The organism is Neisseria sicca (assembly GCF_017753665.1).
GTDB classification, from domain to species: Bacteria; Pseudomonadota; Gammaproteobacteria; order Burkholderiales; family Neisseriaceae; genus Neisseria; species Neisseria flava.
In genome coordinates this window covers 982,552-1,001,411 of record NZ_CP072524.1, presented here as the reverse complement: position 1 = coordinate 1,001,411, position 18,860 = coordinate 982,552, and the positions used below count along the sequence as shown (strand labels likewise).

The window sequence follows — 18,860 nt, the reverse complement described above, 5'->3', positions numbered from 1 at the left end:
TGAACTCTCCAGTTGGATTTTGTAAGGACCGGTTCAATCCGAATCGGTCGGTATTGTAAATCAGAATAGGGCGGATGGGGCGGCGTTTTATTTTTCAGACGACCTCTGAGGTCGTCTGAAACCGTTTTCGGCTTTAAGGACGCACGCCTAAAATATGGCAGATGGCGTAAGTCAGCTCGCTGCGGTTGAGCGTGTAGAAGTGGAAATCTTTCACGCCTTCGCGGGACAGGACTTTGACCATGTCGATGGCGATACTTGCCGCCACCAGATTGCGCGTGCCTTGGTCGTCGTCCAAGCCTTCATACATTTGCGACAGCCATTTCGGGATTTTGACGTTGGTTACTTGTACCATTTTGCCGAGTTGCTTGAAGTTGGTCACAGGCAGGATGCCGGGAACGATTTCGACGTCGATGCCCAACATCACACAGCGGTCGCGGAAGCGCAGGTAGCGTTCTACGTCGAAGAAGAATTGGGTGATGACATGGTTTGCGCCCGCATCGATTTTGCGCTTCAGATTGATCAGGTCGGCTTGTGCGGATTTCGCTTCGGGATGCACTTCAGGGTATGCCGCTACGGAGATGTCGAAGTCGGCGACGGAGCGCAGGAGTTTGACCAAGTCTTCGGCGTAAAACGGTTTTTTCTCATAACCGGGCGGCTCGTCGCCGCGCAGGGCGACAATACGGCGGATGCCGCTGTCCCAATAGTCTTTGGCGATTTGGCGCAATTCGTCGGGAGAGGCGTCGATGCCGGTCAGGTGCGGCGCGGCTTCCAAGCCGGTTTCCTGTTGGATGCGTTTGACGATGCTGTGCGTACGGTCGCGTTCGCCGGAGTTTGCGCCGTAGGTTACGGATACGAATTTGGGATGCAGGGTTTGCAGGCGATGGATGGAGTCCCACAGCATGGTTTCCATTTGTTCGTTTTTCGGCGGGAAAAATTCGAACGAAACGTTGATGTCGCCTTTCAAGTCGGAAAGGCTGTTGTTTAACGCATTGATTTCTTTTGCGTAACTCATTGGCTGTGTACCTCGGTTGTCTTTTTTAAACGTTTTCAGGCTTGTATGATAAATTTGCCTTGTGTATGAGTCAAATTCAAAATTTTCAGAAAGTTTATGAATTATTTTAATGTGTCTGCCATTATGCTTGTCTCTATTGATATGAGGATAGGTTGGGGAGAAAATACATATTCTGATGTGTGGGAATATTTTGAAATTAAATGGATTTCAATGGCTTGTATTTTTGTTGGTAACGCAAAAGCAATAAGATGTTTCGCGCTTGAGTTGGCTATCAACCCATTCAAACGTCGTCTGAAAAATTTTCAGACGACGTCTTGGTTTTTAGCTTACAAATGATGTTGCCTCACTCAGCCTCTTCAATCCATGCCTGTTGTACGGCTTCGAGGATACGTTCGCCGCAGCGTGCGGGATCGTCGTCGAAGTCGGGCAGCGCCATAATCAGGTCGCGCAGTTGGGTGAAGCGAACGGTTTTCGGGTCGATGCTGTCGCCGTGCAGGTCGTAGAGTTCCTCAGCGATGCGTTGGGTGTCTGTCCATTTCATGATGTCGTTCCTTTTTGAGTGTCCGAATTTTTCGATTCAGGTTTCAGTTGTAGGAGTATTTTAATGCTTCTATAAACCGAGCGGCAGGTTTTTGTTCAGCCGTTTTAGGCAATGATGAGGCATACAGGGTAATAGGCGGCTTGGGTAAGCGCTTGTCTGCAATGCCAAATGCTTCCGAAATCGCACATGGTATTTTCCTATGTAATATTTTCATTTCAGACGCTTAAAACATTTTGCTGACTTTCACTTAGAAAAATTTACATTTTGTCATGCAACCAAATCATATGGAATGGTTCTTAAAGTAATCCATTACAGTATGAATAAGAGGAAATTGATGAATAACACACTCAATGCCAAATTATCCAAACTTATTTACGCGCTCGCTTCCGATGACCCCAATTATCTTGCCAAAGCGGGCGTGTTCGACCGCTTGCTGCTGCTTATCCGCGAGCTTTATCAGATGCTGGACGAGAGCGAAGGGCTGAATCGGCTTTCGCTGCGCCTGCGTTATGGCAAGCGTTACGGCATGATTGCTTTGGATGCCGCCGCGCCTGGCGAAGATGCGGGCGCTTTGCGTTTGAAACGCTGGATGGTGTATTCGCGCATTGCGGAACGCATCGTCGGCTGCGGCAACGACTTGTCTGTCGCGCTTGACGACATGGTGGTGGAAAACGAAGAAGCGAAACAGCGTTATACAGATGCCGCAAACGAAATCATCAAACGCTTCGGCTTGGCGGGCTATGTACCCGAGCCGCCGAAATCCGTGGCAGCCGCTGCGCAAAACAAGCCTGCGCCGAAGCCCGAACCTAAGAGCATTATTAGCCGCCGCGGCAGTAGCCTCAGTATGCTCAATGTTAAAGGCGAGGTGGAACGTTACCCGGTTGCCCAAGCTGCTTCGTCAATGAAGATTTCTCACTTGAAATTTGTTGTTTCCCGCTCCAAATAATGGTTTAATAAAGTTTTAACGGAAGGTCGTCTGAAAACGGTCAGTAAGGCAGTTTTCAGACGACCTTTTGTTTGGTTAAAATTTGGCAGAGGTCGTCTGAAAATTGCTGTATCCGTTTCAGACGACCTCTTTGCATCAATGATCTTCGCGCGCGTGGTTGATGGTGTATTTGGGGATTTCGACCACCAAATCTTCGTCGGCGACAACCGCCTGACAGCTCAGGCGCGAGTCGGCTTCCAAGCCCCATGCCTGGTCGAGCAGGTCTTCTTCCAATTCGGTCGGCTCTTCCAAGCTGTCGAAGCCTTTGCGGATGATGACGTGGCAGGTGGTACAGGCGCAGGATTTTTCGCAGGCGTGATCGACTTCGATGTCGTGGTCGAGCAGCACGTCAAGGACGGTTTTGCCTTCGGGGGCGTCTTCGATGACTGCGCCTTCGGGACATAATACGGCGTGTGGGAGTACGGTGATTTTGGGCATTTTTATTGTCTCTTGTAATGAGTGGGTAGGGTTTGTCAGTCGTTTTAAGACGACCTTTTGCGATGAAGGGGTCGTCTGAAACCATTTATAACATGATACCTTTGCTTTTTAAATTTTCCAGACATTCGTCCAGATACGCATCATCGTGTTCGGGGTAAATCGGCGAATCGGCAGCTTGGATATCGTGTGCGGGATAAGGGGTAACCGCTTTGCCGCGATACAGCGGGTCTTTCCACAGCGGGTCGGGTTTGTAACCGCGTTTTTCCATTTCTTCCATAATCAGCGCGTGATACAGATAGAGCTTGTCAGGCGAATGGGTGAAGACGTAATTCACCGTCGCGTGCGGCCTGCCCCAGCCTGCTCCGCGAAGTGCGGCGCATTCGCGGTGTTGCCCTAGAAGCTGGCCGCGGGGAAGCAGGGGAATGAGGGTTTGGTGCCAGAGTCGCATAGAAGAAATCGTGTCGGTTTGGATATTAGATTTTCAGACGACCTTTGTGTCTTTCGAGGCCGTCTGAAACCGTTTGCCGTCAAATATCGTCCACACTCTGCCCAGTCAGCGCACGTTGGATGTTGCGGTTCATGCGTTTGGCGGCGAAGTTGTCGGTGCTGCGGCTGAGTTTGGCGACGGCGGCGCGGATGTCTTCGGCGTTGCCGTCTTTCAGACGACCTTGCAAATCGGCGATGTCTTGCTGGATTTGTGCAAGCTCTTCGGCATCCAGCAAATCGCTATCCAACTCAAGGGCGGCGTTGACGGCGTCGGTCAGGCTTTCAGCTTCGACGACGGCTTCGGCGCGTGCGCGTGCCGCCATGTCTTCGGCGGCGTTGCTCATGCTGTCTTTGAGCATTTGGGTGATGGTGTCGTCGTCCAAGCCGTAGGAAGGTTTGACTTCGATTTGCGCCTGTACGCCGGTGCTTTGTTCTTGGGCGGAAACGGACAGCAAGCCGTCGGCGTCAACTTGGAAGGTAACGCGGATACGCGCCGCGCCTGCGGTCATGGGCGGAATGCCGCGCAGGGTGAATTTGGCAAGGCTGCGGCAGTCGGAAACGAGTTCGCGCTCGCCTTGTACGACGTGTATCGTCATGGCGGTTTGGCCGTCTTTGAAGGTGGTAAAGTCCTGCGCGCGCGCGGTGGGGATGGTGGAATTGCGCGGGATGATTTTCTCGGCAAGGCCGCCGTAGGTTTCCAAACCGAGCGACAAGGGGGTAACGTCCAGCAGCAGCCATTCGCCGTCGGTTTTGTTGCCGGCAAGGACGTTCGCCTGTATGGCGGCGCCGAGTGCGACGACTTCGTCGGGGTTGAGGTTGTTCAGCGGGGTTTGTCCGAAGAAGGTGGCGACCGCTTGTTGGACGTGCAGCATACGGGTGGAACCGCCGACCATAATCACGCCTTTGATGTCGGCTTTGGTCACGCCCGCGTCTTTCAGGGCCTGTTTGACCGGCTCTATGGTTTTTTGCACCAAGTTTTGCGTCAGGTGGTGAAACTCTTGGCGGGTAATGACGGTATGGATTTTTCGGTCGTCTGAAAGCGTGGCTTCGACGACGGCTTCGGTTTGGCCGGTCAGTTGTTCTTTGGCGGCGCGGACAAGGGAAAGCAGAAGCTGGCTGTCGCGCTCGTTGAGTTTGGAAAGGTCGTTTTGTTCGAGCAGGTGGCAGAACAGGCGGTGGTCGAAATCGTCGCCGCCCAATGCGCTGTTGCCGCCAGTGGCTTTGACTTCAAACAGCCCTTTGGTCAGTTGCAATACGGATACGTCGAATGTGCCGCCACCCAAGTCGTAAACGACAAACGTGCCTTCCGAGGCGTTGTCCAGCCCGTAGGCAATCGCGGCGGCGGTCGGCTCGTTGAGCAGGCGCAATACGTTTAAGCCCGCCAAACGCGCGGCATCTTTGGTGGCTTGGCGTTGTGCATCGTCGAAATAGGCGGGAACGGTAATGACGGCACCGACCAAATCGCCGCCTAAAGTTTCTTCGGCACGCGATTTGAGGGCTTTGAGGATTTCAGACGACACTTCGATAGGCGTTTTGGCACCTTGGCGGGTGTTCAGTTCGACCACGCGCTCGTTGGGCGTGAACCGGTAGGGCAGGTATTGCGCGTCCTGCGCGAGGTCGGCAAGCGTGCGGCCGATAAGGCGTTTGGCGGAACTGACTGTGTTCAGCGGGTCGGTTTTTTGGGCGGAAAGGGCGGTTTTGCCGACTTCGACGGCGTCGCCTTCGCCATAGCGGACGACGGAGGGCAGGGTGGTGCGCCCGTCAATATCGGTCAGACAAACCGGGCTGCCGCTGCGGACGGTGGCAACCAGGCTGTTGGTCGTACCCAAGTCGATGCCGACGGCGAGGCGGTGTTGATGCGGAGCGGCGGACATGCCGGGTTCGGAAATCTGCAAAAGAGCCATGATTGTGTGCCTTTTGATGCTGTATTTATTAGGATAGGTCGGTATTTTAACAGATTTCGGGCGGATAGTTGAGTGGTTTGGTAGGGAATTGCGATAATCGGATTCCGTTTATTTATAAAGGTCGTCTGAAATTTCCCTACTGCCCCAAATCCGATAAAATCCGATTTTACTATTATGATAATTTTTAGGACACGCCGTGCAAGGACTTGATTATTGTCGTCAGAAGGCAGAAGAAAGCCGCTCCAGTTTTTTATCGGGCTTCCGTTTCCTACCGCAGGAAAAGCGGGATGCGATAACGGTTTTGTATGCTTTTTGCCGCGAATTGGACGATGTGGTCGATGGCTGTTCCGATCCGAATGTGGCGCAGACGACATTGAACTGGTGGCGCGGCGATTTGGGCAAGGTATTCTGCGGCATAATGCCGGAGCATCCGGTCAATCAAGCTTTGCGGCAGATAAAGGAAACATTCAAGCTGCCGAAATATGAATTGGAAGCCTTAATCGACGGGATGCAGATGGATTTGGTTCAGGCGCGTTACGGTAGTTTTGAAGAGTTGAAACTGTATTGCCACCGCGTTGCAGGCGTAGTCGGCTGCCTGATTGCGCGGATTTTGGGATTTTCAGACGACCGAACGCTGGAATACGCCGATAAGATGGGACTTGCATTGCAACTGACGAACATTATCCGTGATGTCGGCGAGGATGCGCGCAACGGTCGGATTTACCTGCCGATGGAGGAAATGCAGCGGTTTGACGTACCGGCAAGTGTGATTATGCAGTGTAAGCCGACGGATAATTTTGCCGAACTGATGCGCTTTCAAGTTTCACGCGCCCGCGAGACTTATCGCGAGGCGATGTCGCTCTTGCCTGCTGCCGATAAAAAATCCCAAAAAGTCGGTTTGGTGATGGCGGCGATTTATTACGCGCTGCTAAACGAAATCGATCTCGACGGCGCGCAAAACGTTCTGACTTATAAAATTGCCATTCCTTCGCCGCGCAAAAAGCGCATTGCCCTGAAAACCTGGTTATTCGGATTTAAGCCATGAATACTCCGCATCTTCGCCCGAAAATTGCCGTCGTCGGCGCAGGTTGGGCAGGTTTGTCTGCCGCAGTGTCGTTGGCGCGTCGAGCCGATGTTACCGTGTTTGAAGCCGGTCGGCAGGCGGGCGGACGGGCGCGTACTTTGGCTGGAAACGCTGACGGATTCAGCTTTTTGGACAATGGGCAGCATATTTTGCTCGGTGCGTATCACGGCGTATTGGCGCTGATGGAACACATCGGTGTTGACCCTGAAGCCGCGTTCTGCCGTTTGCCCCTGCAATGGCATATGTATGAAGGTTTGCAGTTTCAAAGTACCAATCTTCCTTCGCCGCTGCATATTTTGACCGGCATCTTGCGTGCTAAAAATATTTCGTTTTCTCTGAAAATCAGGTTCTTATCCGATATGGTGGCGTTGCAGCGTTACGCACGCGGCAAGCGCGCTGATTTGGCTGTCGCCCAATGGCTGCGGCAGCGCAATGTCCCGCGCAGGCTGGTTGCAGAGTTTTGGCAGCCGCTGGTGTGGGGTGCGCTCAATACGCCGTTGGAACACGCGAGTCTGCGCATACTATGCAATGTGTTGTCTGACGGCGTGTGGGCAGACAAACCAGGCAGCGATTACCTTTTACCCAAGCGCGATTTAGGTGCAATTATCGCCGAGCCTGCGTTGGCAAAACTCAAGCAATTCGGGGCGGACATCCGTCTTGAAACCCGTGTAGGTCGTCTGAAAAACTTTCCTGACGGACGCGTTGTTGTGAATGAGGAGGCTTTTGATGCCGTTATTGTTGCGACTGCGCCGTATCATGCCGTCCATCTTTTCCCTGAAGATACTCCCGACTATATTCAGACGACCTATCAAAACCTCCGCTACCACTCAATCACCACCGTCTATCTGCGCTATGCCGTTCCCGTCCATCTGCCTGCGCCGCTGACCGGATTTGCCGACGGTACGGCGCAATGGCTGGTGTATCGGGGCGCACTCGGTTTGCCGACAAACGAAGTCGCCGCCGTCATTAGCGTCTCCGATTATGTCGGTGCATTCAAAAGCCAAGAATGGGCAGAAAAAGTCCATGCCGACGTGAAACGCATCTGCCCTTATTTGAATGAACCCGAAGCCGTCCGCGTCATCACCGAAAAACGCGCGACCACAGCCTGCACGCCTGATTCCAGCCCTCCCGATTTTGCTTGGCTGCACCAACGGCATATCTATCCCGCAGGCGACTACCTGCACCCGCGTTATCCGGCTACGTTGGAAGCGGCGGTACAGTCGGGTTTGACGGCGGCGGAAAGGTGTTCGGCAGATTTCGGATTAATATAAAGGTCGTCTGAAACTCAAATCCGAGTTTCAGACGACCTATTCCGATTGCCTTTACAAGACACGGCAAACCGTTAAAATACCTTAAATCCCTCAAATTTCACAATCAAGGAAGAATTATGCCGACATTGCAAAATAAAACGATTCTGGTAACCGGAGCATCGCAAGGCTTGGGCGAACAGGTGGCCAAAGCCTATGCCGAAGCGGGGGCAACCGTTATTTTGGTTGCGCGCCATCAAAAAAAGCTGGAAAAAGTTTATGATGCGATTGTTGAAGCAGGCTGTCCCGAGCCGTTTGCCATTTGTTTCGATTTAATCGGCGCGGAAGAAAAAGAATTCGAGCAGTTTGCCGCAACCATCGGCGAAGCAATTCAGGGAAAACTCGACGGTATCGTCCATTGCGCCAGCTATTTTTACGCGCTCTCGCCTTTGGATTTCCAAACCGTCGCCGAATGGGTCAACCAATACCGTATCAACACCGTTGCACCGATGGGGCTGACCCGCGCGCTGCTTCCTCTTCTGAAGCAGTCGCCCGACGCGTCCGTCATCTTCGTCGGCGAAAGCCACGGCGAAACCCCGAAAGCTTACTGGGGCGGTTTCGGTGCATCCAAAGCCGCATTGAATTATTTGTGTAAAGTGGCCGCCGACGAATGGGAACGCTTTGAAAACCTGCGTGCCAATGTTTTGGTCCCCGGTCCGATTAATTCGCCGCAGCGCATCAAATCCCATCCCGGCGAATCGAAGAGCGAACGTAAAAATTACGAAGACGTATTGCCCCAGTTTGTTTGGTGGGCAAGTGAAGAGAGCAGGGGACGAAGCGGCGAAATCGTTTATCTTTGATTAGCTTCTACCGTAATTTGAAAGGTCGCCTGGAAAGGTTTCAGACGACTTTTTCATTGCTTCTTTATTCGCTCATGAAGCCTTCCTCAACCTGCCTTAAGGTTTTATACGGACTACGGCGTGCTTGCTGCACAAACTAATAAGGAGCAAAGATTGCAGTTGCAACGTGTGGTAGAGTATGGCAAAAATCGAAATATTACAGTCAAAATTACGGAGATCAAATAATGATTTTTAAACAGGATCAAAATTATTGGGCAGTTTTTTATGCTAATGAAGAAGCTCTGATTGTTCAAACATGTTCAGGTTTGGGGTTAACGGCAATAGACCACCTATATCCCCCCCATATCCTGCCATTGGATACCGACAATGAAACTTTAGGCACGACGGTCTTGCAGGCGTTGACAAACAGCAGGACTTTCGTTTATGACAGTCCAGAAGACCAAGATTTTTTTGATACCGAAAAATTTCGGCAACGCTATGAGAATTGGGTTGCCAACCTATGTGGGAACTTGGGCTATAAAACCAGACGCGCCCTATTTAAAAACATGATGAGCGTGGATATTTGGCTGCACAACGGCTGCCTGAAAATCAGCCCGAGCCGCCATGTCAAGCTGGAAGCGTGGGATGCCATTGATGCAGACGATGTAATTTTATCATTGGATAACAGCCCTGAAGAAATCGGAGCAGGTTTAAGGTTGGCATTGAGCCGCTGCCGATAATATTACAAAAGGTCGTCTGAAAGCCGGAAACTTGTTTCAGACGATCTTTTTTATCACACTCAAAGCCCGCGTGTATACCGCACACACCTTACCTGCACAGGTTTAATGCGGGCTGCGGCTTGCTGAAGATAAAGTTATTAAGGAATTTGGCAAATATGGAAAAGATTGAGAAATTTAAATCTGAATTATTTGATAACATTTTTGAGTACATTCAGTGTATATCCATTTTTGTCCATAAGAAAAAGATATATTATTTGATTGATTATAAGGAAAATTTTGAGTTGAATGCAAAAATATCTTTTGATATTTATTTAAAAGAGGGAGTTATAACTAAAGAGCAATATGATTGTGATTATAAAAACTACCGAAATGGTATCTGGCAATTAACTAAGGACAATTTCGAAAGCTATCTTCAATCAGATTCGGTCGTCGTACTGGAAAAAGATGAATTGATGGCACTGATGTTACAGGGATTTACTTCTGATGAAGCGGTAAGGTTATATTCCGTTGTCGAAAATAAGTTGTCGTACAATGAACCTATCTCGGATTCTGGCCAACAAAGTGATTTCTTAAAAATCAATCAGATTTCTTCGAGACTGCCGTTGTTTTATATTAATTTTGATACGGAAGTTTACCTTCATATGGATTGGGACAGATGTCATGAAGATTATGTCTATGATGGTTGGTTTTCTAAGGCAATGGACTTTGGGTATTTGATACCGGACGAATTTTGTTATTGGAAAATTGAAGGACGGGATTATTGGAAATTTCAGCAATTATAAAAATAAACAAACGATACAAGTCGTAGTCTGCCCAAAACTGAAGGTGGGGGCTGAGGCACGCACGAGGTTCAACAAGTGATATTTCGCATCATTTGATAAAAGGTCGTCTGAAAATTTTTCAGACGACCTTTTCTTTATCAAACTCTACTTTGCTACCACTCTTTCTTTCAAAGTCTTCAACACATTCTTCACGGTGTTAATCCTGACTTCGATATTTTCCATCTCGGCTGTAAATCTTAACTTATCCGCCCCAGCGAGCCGGTATTTTTTATCTGTCTGAATCAGCAGGATGATTTCTGTCGGGTCGATTTGGTGGTGTTTGCCGAAGGTAACGGTTACGGCTTCGCTGGTGGCGTCGATGGCGTCTATGCCCAATTCTTTTGCGGCGAGCCGCAGGTGGTGGCTTTCGATGAGGGTTTTGACGGGTTGTTCGGGCAGGCCGAAGCGATCGACGAGTTCTTCGTGTATGGCGTTGATTTGTTGCACGGTTTCGCAGACGGCGAGGCGTTTGTAGAGAACGAGCCGTTCGTGGATGTCGGGGCAGTAGCTTTCGGGCAGCAGGGCGGGGCTGTGCAGTTTGATTTCGGTGGTGATGCCCAACGGTGCGTCGAGGTCGGGCTGGCGGCCTTTTTTAAGGTCGCGCACGGCTTGTTTGAGCATTTCGGTGTAGAGCGTGAAGCCGACCTGTATCATTTCGCCGGATTGTCCTTCGCCGAGGATTTCGCCTGCGCCGCGGATTTCCAAATCCTGCATGGCGAGGGTGAAACCTGCGCCGAGTTCGTCTGCCGCCGCGATGGCGTCGAGGCGTTTTTCTGCGTCTTTGGTAATGTATTCGGGTGTGAGCAGGTAGGCGTAGGCTTGGTGGTGGCTGCGGCCGACGCGTCCGCGAAGCTGGTGCAGTTGCGCCAGCCCGAATTTGTCGGCGCGGTTGATGATGATGGTGTTGGCGTTGGGAATGTCGATGCCAGTTTCGATGATGGTGGAACAGAGCAATACGTTAAATCGTTGCTGCAAAAAGTCGCGCATCACTTGTTCCAGCTCGCGCTCGCGCAGTTGTCCGTGCGCCACGCCGATGCGGGCTTCGGGCAACAGGGTTTCCAGCCGCTCTCGCATATTTTCAATCGTATCCACTTCATTGTGCAGGAAAAACACTTGTCCGCCGCGTTTGAGTTCGCGCAATACGGCTTCGCGCACGCTGCCTTCGCTGAAGGGTTTGACAAAGGTTTTGACGGCGAGGCGGCGGCTGGGCGCGGTGGTAATTAGCGAGAAGTCGCGCAGACCTTCGAGCGCCATGCTGAGGGTGCGCGGAATCGGCGTGGCGGTCATGGTGAGGATATCGACATTGGCGCGCAGGCGTTTGAGCTGCTCTTTTTGGCGCACGCCGAAGCGGTGTTCTTCGTCGATAATCACTAAACCTAAGTTTTTGAATTTTATGTCGTCCTGCACCAATTTGTGCGTGCCGATAACGATATCGACCGTGCCGTCCGCCATGCCTTCGAGCGCGGCTTTGGTGGCTTTGCTGTTGTTGAAACGCGAAAGGCTGGCGACTTTCACGGGAAAATCGGCGAAGCGGTCGGCGAAATTTTGCGCGTGCTGCTCGACCAGAAGCGTGGTCGGGGCGAGTACGGCGACTTGTTTGCCGCCCATCACCGCCACAAATGCGGCGCGCAGGGCGACTTCGGTTTTGCCGAAACCGACATCGCCGCAAACAAGGCGGTCCATCGGCTTCGCCTGCGTCAAGTCTTTAATCACGGCGGCGATGGCGGCGGCCTGGTCTTCGGTTTCTTCGTAGCCAAAGCCGTCGGCAAACGCCTGATAGTCCAACTCGTTGATTTCAAACTTGTGTCCCGATTGGGCGGCGCGTTGGGCGTAGAGGTTGAGCAACTCGGCGGCGGTGTCGCGCGCTTTTTCGGCGGCCTTGCGTTTCGCCTTGTTCCACGCGCCGCTGCCGAGTTTGTGCAGGGCGACGTTTTCATGCGCTTGGCCGGAGTAGCGGCTGATTAAATGCAGTTGCGAAACAGGTACATAAAGCTGCGCTTCACCCGCGTATTCGAGCAACATCATTTCGTTGGTTTCGCCGCCCAAATCCATCGTTACCAAGCCCATATAGCGCCCGATGCCGTGTTCCTCGTGCACGACGGGATCGCCGATATTGATTTCAGCAAGGTCGCGCAACAGGCCGTCTGAAACGGCGGCGTGTTTCTTGCGGCGGTTGTGGACGCGCGAACGGGCGACGTATTGGTAGAGCTCGGATTCGGTGATGACGGCGATGGCACTTTGAGCGGCAACCGCTTTGCCCTCTCCCCAATCCTCCCACACGTGGGAGGGAGCAGGTTGCTGTCGGATTTGCCCGTGCAGACTACTTTCGACGGGGTGCAGGCTGCTTTCGGTTTTCAGGTCGTCTGAAACGGCGGCGGCACTTTGTTCCCTCTCCTGAGGGAGAGGGCTAGGGAGAGGGTTTGTTGCGGCTGCGGAAAATTCGGTTTGGTCAGCAACCGTTTTGCCTTCTCCCTCGGAGGCGGGAGTGGGTTGTTGTTGGTTCGGGGATTGCGGCCCGCCCAGTTTGAACCCGTATGCCAACGGCGCCACTGTAATCATCAGCGGCTCATGTGCCGATAAAAAGCCCTGCCAGTCGGATACAGGTTTGGCTTTCAAACCGTTTTGCTGCAAGAAACCGAGCATGGTTTCGCGCCGTCCCAAGCTTTCGGCACACAGCAAAATCCGCCCCTCAAAGGTCGTCTGAAAATCCTTCAATGCCTGTAACGGCTCGTCGGATTGGCGGTTGACGGCAAGGTCGGGCAGGGTGTGTTCCTTGCCAGAAACATCGGGCAGCACCTGACCGTAGTTTTTCAGACGACCTGCGAACACATCGGTAGAGAGATACAAATGCTGTGGAAGCAAAGGCGGATAGGTTTCGTCGCCCTGCGCCATCGCGTAACGCGATTTGACGTCGCTCCAAAAGCGGTTTGCCTCGGCGTGAACGTCGCCCAAAGAGACAAACAGCGCATCTTCGCCGATATAGTCAAACAGCGTTTCCAGCTCGTTTTCAAAAAACAGCGGCAGATAATATTCCACGCCCGCGCCGAAGTGGCCGTTGCTGACGGCTTTGTACACAGCGGCATCGTTCGGATTGCCATCAACTTCCTCGCGGAAGCGGCTGCGGAAGATTTTTTGCGCCTCGCCGTCGGTGGGGAATTCGTGCGCCGGCAGCAGGCGGATTTCGGAAACGGGGGAGATGGTGCGCTGCGTGTCGGTGTCAAAGGTTTTGATGCTGTCGATTTCATCGTCGAACAAATCGATGCGGTAGGGCATTTCGCTGCCCATCGGGAATAAATCGACAATCCCGCCGCGCACGGCAAATTCGCCCGCCGCGACAACATGGGAAACATGGTTGTAGCCCGCATCCACCAAATCGCTTTTCAGACGACCTATATCCAGAGTCTGCCCCGTTTTCAGCCAAAACGTGCGCCCCGCCAGAAACGGCACGGGCGGCAGCTTCTGCATTGCCGTGGCAACCGGCACGAACAACACGTCCGCTGCGCCGCTTTTAATCTGCCACAACGCCGAGAGCCGCTCCGACACCAAATCCTGATGCGGCGAAAAACGCTCGTAAGGCAGCGTTTCCCAGTCCGGTAGGAACACCGCCGTATCGTGCGGACGGAAAAACCGCCATGCCGTCTGAAGGTGCAACGCCTGTTCAGCATCTTGGGTCAGCACGACTTTGAGCCGCTTATGCGGCAGATAACGCGCCAAAGCCAGCGGCAGCGAGCCTTGCGAAAGATTGAGCCAACGGGATTTTTCACGGGGTTTGGGGATAGGGTAGGTCATGGCGTAGGGACAATGGCTTGCGGCAGCCGGAAAATTTTTCGGGCTGCCGAGATGGGTTGTAAAAGCGGGATTTTAGCAGATTAACAGTGGGTGTAAGGGATAGGATGGTTTGGGTGATTTTCAGACGACCTTTTTAGTTTTTCAACCTTGTTTGCGCCTCGTCTGAAAAAACTCCTGCAAAACGGCTTTGCATTCGTATTCCAAAATGCTGCCTTTGATTGCCGTGTGTTTATTCAGCAGTGGGTTGGCAAACAGATTGACTACGCTGCCTGCCGCGCCGGTTTTGGGTTCTGCCGCGCCATAGATGACGCGGCGGACGCGGGCTTGGATGATGGCGGAGGCGCACATGGCGCAAGGTTCGAGCGTGATGTAGAGGTCGCACTCGTCGAGGCGGTAGTTTTGAAGGGCGGCGCCCGCGGCGGCAAGGGCGCGGATTTCAGCGTGGCGGCTAATGTCGTGGTCGCTGACGCAGGTGTTGTGAGCGGCGGCGATGATTCGGTTGTTGGAGACGACGACCGCGCCGACGGGGATTTCGCCGATGCGGGCGGATTGTTCTGCCTGCGACAAGGCGGCGCGCATGAAGGTTTCCATTTCAGACGACGTGGGAAAAACGGCGACGGGCGGATGGTTTTTGACGGCTTGCTCCAAAGCGTTTTTGTGTGTTTGCGGCAGGTCTTGCGGCTTGATACCGAGCAACAGGGCTTCGAGTTGCCAAAGCGTGCTGCGGGTAACGGTCAGTCCGGCGGCCTTGAGCAACAGGAAGGCTTGGACAGAACCCGTGTTGCGCAGCTCTTCTATACTGCGGATGCCAAGTGATTGCAGGGCGGCTAAAGTTTGCGGGGCGACGGGCGGTGTGGTCAACAGGGTCAGCATGGCGTTTTAGATTTGGAAATGGCGGCGGACGAGTGCCAAGGTCGTCTGAACGTGGTCGCCGTCGGTATAGGGGTCGATGCTGTGCGCCAATGGGATTTTGCGCAACCAAGTGAGTTGGCGTTTGGCAAGCTGGCGGGTGGCGGCAATGCCTTTTTCGACAAAGGTGTCGTAATCGGTCAAGTCTTCGAGGTAATCCCATGCCTGCCGGTAGCCGACGCAGCGCATAGAGGGCATATCGGCGGTCAGTTCGGGATATTTTTGGCGCAGGGCGCGCATTTCGTCGATGAAGCCTTGTTCCAGCATTTTTGTGAACCGGCGGGCGATGTTTTCGTGCAGCAAGGCGCGGTTTTCGGGAATCAGGGCGGTGGTACAGAGGTCGAGCGGCGGAGTGTAATCGGCTTTTTCGGCAAAATGCGCGCTCAAGGGCTTGCCGGTCAGGCGGTACACTTCCAAAGCGCGTTCAATACGTTGGCTGTCATTCGGTTTCAGACGACCTGCGGTTTCAGGGTCTATGGTTTGCAGGCTTTGATACAGATGCGCCAAGCCGTATTGTTGTTTTTCTTCCTGCAACCGGGCGCGCACGGCGGCATTGGCTTCGGGCAGGTCGTTCAAGCCTTCGGTCAACGCGTGGAAATACATCATCGTGCCGCCGACAATCAAAGGCAGCCTGCCGCGCGCACGGATTTCCTCCGCCAGCCGCACGCAGTCGCCGACAAACTCTGCCGCGCTGTAAGACTCCGTCGGTGGAATGATGTCGATAAGGTGGTGCGGCACGGCATTAAGCTCAGCAGCGGTCGGCTTTGCCGTGCCGATATCCATATCGCGGTACACCAGCGCGGAATCGAGACTGATGATTTCAACCGGCAGGGCTTCGGCGATTTTCAAGGCAAGGGCGGTTTTCCCGCCGGCAGTCGGGCCGAGGATGGCAAAGGCTTTTAGGGTGTTCATATCAAAAGGGGCGTGGGGAAACGGACGGATTATAGCAAAAGGTCATCTGAAAACGGTTCGGCGTTGGATTGCGGAACGATATTTTCAGACGACCTTTTTGTTTGGGCAAACGTTCTCCCGCTTTAAACCGCGTCGGTCAGCGATGAGAACACTTCAAAATAAGTCGGAAAGGTTTTATGGGTGCATTTCGGGTCGTTGATGACGACGGGTACGCCCAACAGGGAAACCAGCGAGAAACACATCGCCATGCGGTGGTCGTCGTAAGTGTCGATGACGGCGTCGGGTGTCAGCGTTTCAGGCGGGGTGATGTGAATCGCTTCGGCTTCTTCGACGACTTCCGCGCCAAGTTTGCGCAACTCGTTTGCCATCGCGGCGATGCGGTCGGTTTCCTTGACGCGCCATGAGCCGATGTTGCGCAGCGTGCAGGTTTGTCCTGTGGCAAGTGCGACGATGGCGAGGGTCATGGCGGCATCGGGGATATGGTTCGCATCCAAATCAAAGGCTTGGATGGCACTTTCTTTCGGGCGAGAGACTTCGACGAAGTTTTCGCCCCAAACCACATCCGCACCGATTTTTTCCAGCTCGTGGGCGAAGGCTACATCGCCCTGTATGCTGTTTGCGCCGATACCGGTAACGCGGACGGGCGTAGCGGCAATCAAACCGGCTGCGAGGAAGTAGGATGCGCTGGAAGCATCGCCTTCGACGTGCAGATGTTCGGGCGCGTGGTAGCGGGCATCGACGGGGATTTTGAAGACGCGGTAGTCTTCATTGGCAACCTGTACGCCGAATTGCGCCATCAGTTTCAAGGTGATGTCAATATAGGGCTTGGAAATCAACTCGCCGACCATACGGATTTCAAATGCCTGCCCAGTCAGCGGCAGCGCCATCAAGAGGGCGGTTAGAAACTGGCTGGACACATTGCCTTTAATCGGAATTATGCGCTCGCCGCGGTCTTGGCGTTCGCCGATATGAAGCGGCGGATAGTGTTCGTTGCCGAGATATTCGACATCGGCGCCGGCAATCCGCAGCGCATCGACCAAATCGCCGATAGGGCGTTCGTGCATACGCGCAACGCCGTGCAGATGATAATCTCCGCCCAAAACGGCCAGCGCGGCGGTCAGCGGACGAAACGCCGTTCCCGCGTTGCCTAAAAACAAATCGGCAGTCCGATTGGGGAAACGTCCTCCTGTGCCGTGTACTTTCAGACGACCTTCGGCAAGATATTCGATTTCAACGCCGAGTTTATCAAGGGCTTCCAACATACGGTCGGTATCGTCGGATTTGAGCAGGGAATGGATTTCGCAAGTGTTGTCGGACAAGGCGGCGAGCAGCAGGGTGCGGTTGCTGATACTTTTGGAGCCGGGCAGGGCGACGGTGGCGGGCTTGAGCGAGGCAGCGGGGAGGCGGATGGATTCGGTCATGATGGTCGTTTGGGAAGCGGAAACAGAAAACGGCATTATACGGCAGGGAGGGGTCGTCTGAAAAACCAAAACTGTCAACAATCCGCATAAAATGTTATACTTTTCCGCAATTTTGCGACGATGGCGCGGGCTTGTTTTTTCTGCCCGCCAAGTACGTCGCTCCAAGCTTTTTCAAAGACTTTTACACGTTCGCAAGGTCGCCTGAAAACGCCCGCACAACGGAACCGAAATGATCAGCAAACAAGAATACCAAGCCCAAGCCGCCCAAGGCTACAACCGCATCCCGCTCGTGCAAGAACTCCTTGCCGACTTGGATACGCCGCTTTCCCTCTATCTCAAACTCGCCAACCGCCCCTATACCTACCTGCTCGAATCCGTTGTCGGCGGCGAACGTTTCGGCCGCTATTCCTTTATCGGCCTACCTTGCAGCCACTATCTCAAAGCCAGCGGCAAACATGTCGATGTTTACCAAAACGGCGAAATCGTCGAGCAACACGACGGCAATCCGCTGCCCTTTATCGAAGCCTTCCACAACCGCTTCAAAACGCCCGAAATCCCAAGTCTGCCGCGCTTTACCGGCGGATTGGTCGGCTACTTCGGTTACGAAACCATCTACAATTTCGAACACTTCGCCCACCGCCTGAAAAACACCGCCAAAGCCGACCCGCTCGGCACGCCCGACATCTTGCTGATGCTGTCGCAAGAGTTGGCGGTTATCGACAATTTGAGCGGTAAAATCTACCTCATCGTTTACGCCGATCCCTCGCAGCCCGACGGCTACGAACGCGCCCGCGAACGCCTTGAAGACATCCGCACCCAGTTGCGCCAAAGCTGCGCCATCCCGCTCTCGCTCGGCAGCAAACACACCGAAGCCGTCAGCGAGTTCGGCGAAGAACCGTTCAAAGCCTGCGTCGATAAAATCAAAGACTACATCTTCGCAGGCGACTGTATGCAGGTCGTCCCCAGCCAGCGCATGAGCATGGAATTCACCGACAGCCCGCTCGCCCTCTACCGCGCTTTGCGCACACTCAACCCTTCGCCTTATCTTTTTTACTACGATTTCGGCGATTTCCACATTGTCGGTTCCTCGCCCGAAATCCTCGTCCGCCGCGAACGCGACGACGTCATCGTCCGCCCCATCGCCGGCACGCGCCTGCGCGGCAAAACCCCCGCCGAAGACCTCGCCAACGAGCAGGATTTATTAAGCGACGCCAAAGAAATCGCCGAACACGTCATGCTTATCGATTTAGGGCGCAACGACGTCGGCCGCATCAGCAAAACAGGCGAAGTCAAAGTAACCGACAAAATGGTGATTGAAAAATACTCCCATGTGATGCACATCGTTTCCAACGTTGAAGGTCGTCTGAAAGAGGGCGTTACCAACATGGACATCCTTGCCGCCACGTTCCCCGCCGGCACACTCTCCGGCGCACCCAAAGTCCGCGCCATGGAAATCATCGAAGAAGTCGAACCCAGCAAACGCGGCATCTACGGCGGCGCCGTCGGCGTCTGGGGTTTCAACAACGACATGGACTTGGCAATCGCCATCCGTACCGCCGTAGTGAAAAACAACACGCTCTACGTCCAAAGTGGCGCAGGTATCGTCGCCGACTCCGATCCAACCTCCGAATGGCAGGAAACGCAAAACAAAGCCCGAGCAGTGGTACGGGCGGCGCAGATGGTGCAGGAAGGGTTGGATAGGTAGATTCAGATTTCTTTAAAAGTATTTTGC

The 18,860-nt window shown here is 53.4% G+C and carries 17 protein-coding genes; 8 read left to right on the top strand and 9 right to left on the bottom strand.

Annotated elements, in window-relative coordinates; all coding sequences use genetic code 11:
- Positions 1 to 133: 133 nt before the first annotated feature.
- A complete protein-coding gene (gene metF, locus J7445_RS04670; RefSeq protein WP_070655555.1) occupies positions 134 to 1,012 on the bottom strand; it encodes a methylenetetrahydrofolate reductase in 879 nt (292 codons plus the stop codon).
- A gap of 96 nt (positions 1,013 to 1,108) precedes the next feature.
- Here metF and J7445_RS04665 point away from each other — a divergent pair, with 96 nt between their 5' ends.
- Entirely contained in the window at positions 1,109 to 1,348 is a 240-nt protein-coding gene (locus tag J7445_RS04665; protein WP_070655557.1) for a hypothetical protein, read from the top strand.
- 7 nt (positions 1,349 to 1,355) lie between these two features.
- On the opposite strand, the gene iscX is transcribed toward J7445_RS04665, so the two are convergent.
- Positions 1,356 to 1,553, bottom strand: coding sequence for a Fe-S cluster assembly protein IscX (gene iscX, locus J7445_RS04660; RefSeq protein ID WP_003742471.1), 198 nt, complete (start codon positions 1,551 to 1,553; stop codon positions 1,356 to 1,358).
- 334 nt (positions 1,554 to 1,887) lie between these two features.
- Between iscX and J7445_RS04655 the strand changes: the two genes are divergently transcribed.
- The gene (locus J7445_RS04655; protein WP_070654395.1) at positions 1,888 to 2,499 is read left to right on the top strand and encodes a hypothetical protein; all 612 of its coding nucleotides are present in this window, start codon (positions 1,888 to 1,890) and stop codon (positions 2,497 to 2,499) included.
- A 135-nt stretch (positions 2,500 to 2,634) separates the two neighbouring features.
- Here J7445_RS04655 and fdx read toward each other — a convergent pair whose 3' ends face one another.
- The 3 genes from fdx to hscA form a co-directional block, all read right to left on the bottom strand.
- Positions 2,635 to 2,976 (bottom strand): ISC system 2Fe-2S type ferredoxin, encoded by a 342-nt coding sequence (fdx, locus tag J7445_RS04650; protein WP_016686750.1) that lies wholly within the window; start codon positions 2,974 to 2,976, stop codon positions 2,635 to 2,637.
- Between the two features lie 85 nt (positions 2,977 to 3,061).
- Entirely contained in the window at positions 3,062 to 3,424 is a 363-nt protein-coding gene (locus J7445_RS04645; protein WP_070654396.1) for a TIGR02328 family protein, read from the bottom strand.
- A 79-nt stretch (positions 3,425 to 3,503) separates the two neighbouring features.
- Positions 3,504 to 5,366 carry a Fe-S protein assembly chaperone HscA gene (gene hscA, locus J7445_RS04640; protein ID WP_070654397.1) on the bottom strand — a complete coding sequence of 621 codons (1,863 nt, stop codon included), beginning with the start codon at positions 5,364 to 5,366 and terminating at the stop codon, positions 3,504 to 3,506.
- Positions 5,367 to 5,562: 196 nt separating this feature from the next.
- Here hscA and hpnD point away from each other — a divergent pair, with 196 nt between their 5' ends.
- The 5 genes from hpnD to J7445_RS04615 all read left to right on the top strand — a co-directional run bounded on the left by hpnD (position 5,563) and on the right by J7445_RS04615 (position 10,058).
- Positions 5,563 to 6,411 carry a presqualene diphosphate synthase HpnD gene (hpnD, locus tag J7445_RS04635; protein ID WP_209283209.1) on the top strand — a complete coding sequence of 283 codons (849 nt, stop codon included), beginning with the start codon at positions 5,563 to 5,565 and terminating at the stop codon, positions 6,409 to 6,411.
- On the top strand, positions 6,408 to 7,721 hold the full coding sequence (gene hpnE, locus J7445_RS04630; RefSeq protein WP_209283208.1) for a hydroxysqualene dehydroxylase HpnE: 1,314 nt from the start codon (positions 6,408 to 6,410) through the stop codon (positions 7,719 to 7,721). Before hpnD ends, hpnE begins: the two co-directional genes overlap by 4 nt.
- A gap of 116 nt (positions 7,722 to 7,837) precedes the next feature.
- Positions 7,838 to 8,557 (top strand): SDR family oxidoreductase, encoded by a 720-nt coding sequence (locus J7445_RS04625; RefSeq protein ID WP_003742488.1) that lies wholly within the window; start codon positions 7,838 to 7,840, stop codon positions 8,555 to 8,557.
- A gap of 224 nt (positions 8,558 to 8,781) precedes the next feature.
- Positions 8,782 to 9,276, top strand: a complete 495-nt coding sequence (locus J7445_RS04620) for a contact-dependent growth inhibition system immunity protein (RefSeq protein WP_070654567.1) — start codon at positions 8,782 to 8,784, stop codon at positions 9,274 to 9,276.
- 155 nt (positions 9,277 to 9,431) lie between these two features.
- Positions 9,432 to 10,058 carry a hypothetical protein gene (locus tag J7445_RS04615; RefSeq protein ID WP_070654565.1) on the top strand — a complete coding sequence of 209 codons (627 nt, stop codon included), beginning with the start codon at positions 9,432 to 9,434 and terminating at the stop codon, positions 10,056 to 10,058.
- Positions 10,059 to 10,202: 144 nt separating this feature from the next.
- Here the strand turns inward: J7445_RS04615 and mfd are convergent, their stop codons facing one another.
- The 4 genes from mfd to aroA all read right to left on the bottom strand — a co-directional run bounded on the left by mfd (position 10,203) and on the right by aroA (position 17,128).
- Positions 10,203 to 13,886: a transcription-repair coupling factor gene (gene mfd, locus J7445_RS04610; RefSeq protein WP_209283207.1), complete on the bottom strand. Its 3,684-nt coding sequence runs from the start codon at positions 13,884 to 13,886 to the stop codon at positions 10,203 to 10,205.
- A gap of 141 nt (positions 13,887 to 14,027) precedes the next feature.
- Entirely contained in the window at positions 14,028 to 14,750 is a 723-nt protein-coding gene (tadA, locus tag J7445_RS04605) for a tRNA adenosine(34) deaminase TadA (RefSeq protein ID WP_070654569.1), read from the bottom strand.
- A gap of 15 nt (positions 14,751 to 14,765) precedes the next feature.
- Positions 14,766 to 15,707 carry a tRNA (adenosine(37)-N6)-dimethylallyltransferase MiaA gene (gene miaA / locus J7445_RS04600; protein WP_070654561.1) on the bottom strand — a complete coding sequence of 314 codons (942 nt, stop codon included), beginning with the start codon at positions 15,705 to 15,707 and terminating at the stop codon, positions 14,766 to 14,768.
- Between the two features lie 122 nt (positions 15,708 to 15,829).
- Positions 15,830 to 17,128: a 3-phosphoshikimate 1-carboxyvinyltransferase gene (gene aroA, locus J7445_RS04595; protein ID WP_070654559.1), complete on the bottom strand. Its 1,299-nt coding sequence runs from the start codon at positions 17,126 to 17,128 to the stop codon at positions 15,830 to 15,832.
- Between the two features lie 229 nt (positions 17,129 to 17,357).
- On the opposite strand from aroA, the gene trpE reads away from it, so the two are divergent.
- Positions 17,358 to 18,833, top strand: coding sequence for an anthranilate synthase component I (trpE, locus tag J7445_RS04590; RefSeq protein WP_070654556.1), 1,476 nt, complete (start codon positions 17,358 to 17,360; stop codon positions 18,831 to 18,833).
- The last annotated feature ends 27 nt before the right edge of the window (positions 18,834 to 18,860 follow it).

What these genes read in the sequence shown, in the direction of transcription:
- metF (WP_070655555.1), bottom strand. Translation starts at nt 1,012, where the DNA reads ATGAGTTACGCAAAAGAAATCAATGCGTTAAACAACAGCCTTTCCGAC.
- J7445_RS04665 (WP_070655557.1), top strand. Translation starts at nt 1,109, where the DNA reads ATGAATTATTTTAATGTGTCTGCCATTATGCTTGTCTCTATTGATATG.
- iscX (WP_003742471.1), bottom strand. Translation starts at nt 1,553, where the DNA reads ATGAAATGGACAGACACCCAACGCATCGCTGAGGAACTCTACGACCTG.
- J7445_RS04655 (WP_070654395.1), top strand. Translation starts at nt 1,888, where the DNA reads ATGAATAACACACTCAATGCCAAATTATCCAAACTTATTTACGCGCTC.
- fdx (WP_016686750.1), bottom strand. Translation starts at nt 2,976, where the DNA reads ATGCCCAAAATCACCGTACTCCCACACGCCGTATTATGTCCCGAAGGC.
- J7445_RS04645 (WP_070654396.1), bottom strand. Translation starts at nt 3,424, where the DNA reads ATGCGACTCTGGCACCAAACCCTCATTCCCCTGCTTCCCCGCGGCCAG.
- hscA (WP_070654397.1), bottom strand. Translation starts at nt 5,366, where the DNA reads ATGGCTCTTTTGCAGATTTCCGAACCCGGCATGTCCGCCGCTCCGCAT.
- hpnE (WP_209283208.1), top strand. Translation starts at nt 6,408, where the DNA reads ATGAATACTCCGCATCTTCGCCCGAAAATTGCCGTCGTCGGCGCAGGT.
- J7445_RS04625 (WP_003742488.1), top strand. Translation starts at nt 7,838, where the DNA reads ATGCCGACATTGCAAAATAAAACGATTCTGGTAACCGGAGCATCGCAA.
- J7445_RS04620 (WP_070654567.1), top strand. Translation starts at nt 8,782, where the DNA reads ATGATTTTTAAACAGGATCAAAATTATTGGGCAGTTTTTTATGCTAAT.
- J7445_RS04615 (WP_070654565.1), top strand. Translation starts at nt 9,432, where the DNA reads ATGGAAAAGATTGAGAAATTTAAATCTGAATTATTTGATAACATTTTT.
- mfd (WP_209283207.1), bottom strand. Translation starts at nt 13,886, where the DNA reads ATGACCTACCCTATCCCCAAACCCCGTGAAAAATCCCGTTGGCTCAAT.
- miaA (WP_070654561.1), bottom strand. Translation starts at nt 15,707, where the DNA reads ATGAACACCCTAAAAGCCTTTGCCATCCTCGGCCCGACTGCCGGCGGG.
- aroA (WP_070654559.1), bottom strand. Translation starts at nt 17,128, where the DNA reads ATGACCGAATCCATCCGCCTCCCCGCTGCCTCGCTCAAGCCCGCCACC.
- trpE (WP_070654556.1), top strand. Translation starts at nt 17,358, where the DNA reads ATGATCAGCAAACAAGAATACCAAGCCCAAGCCGCCCAAGGCTACAAC.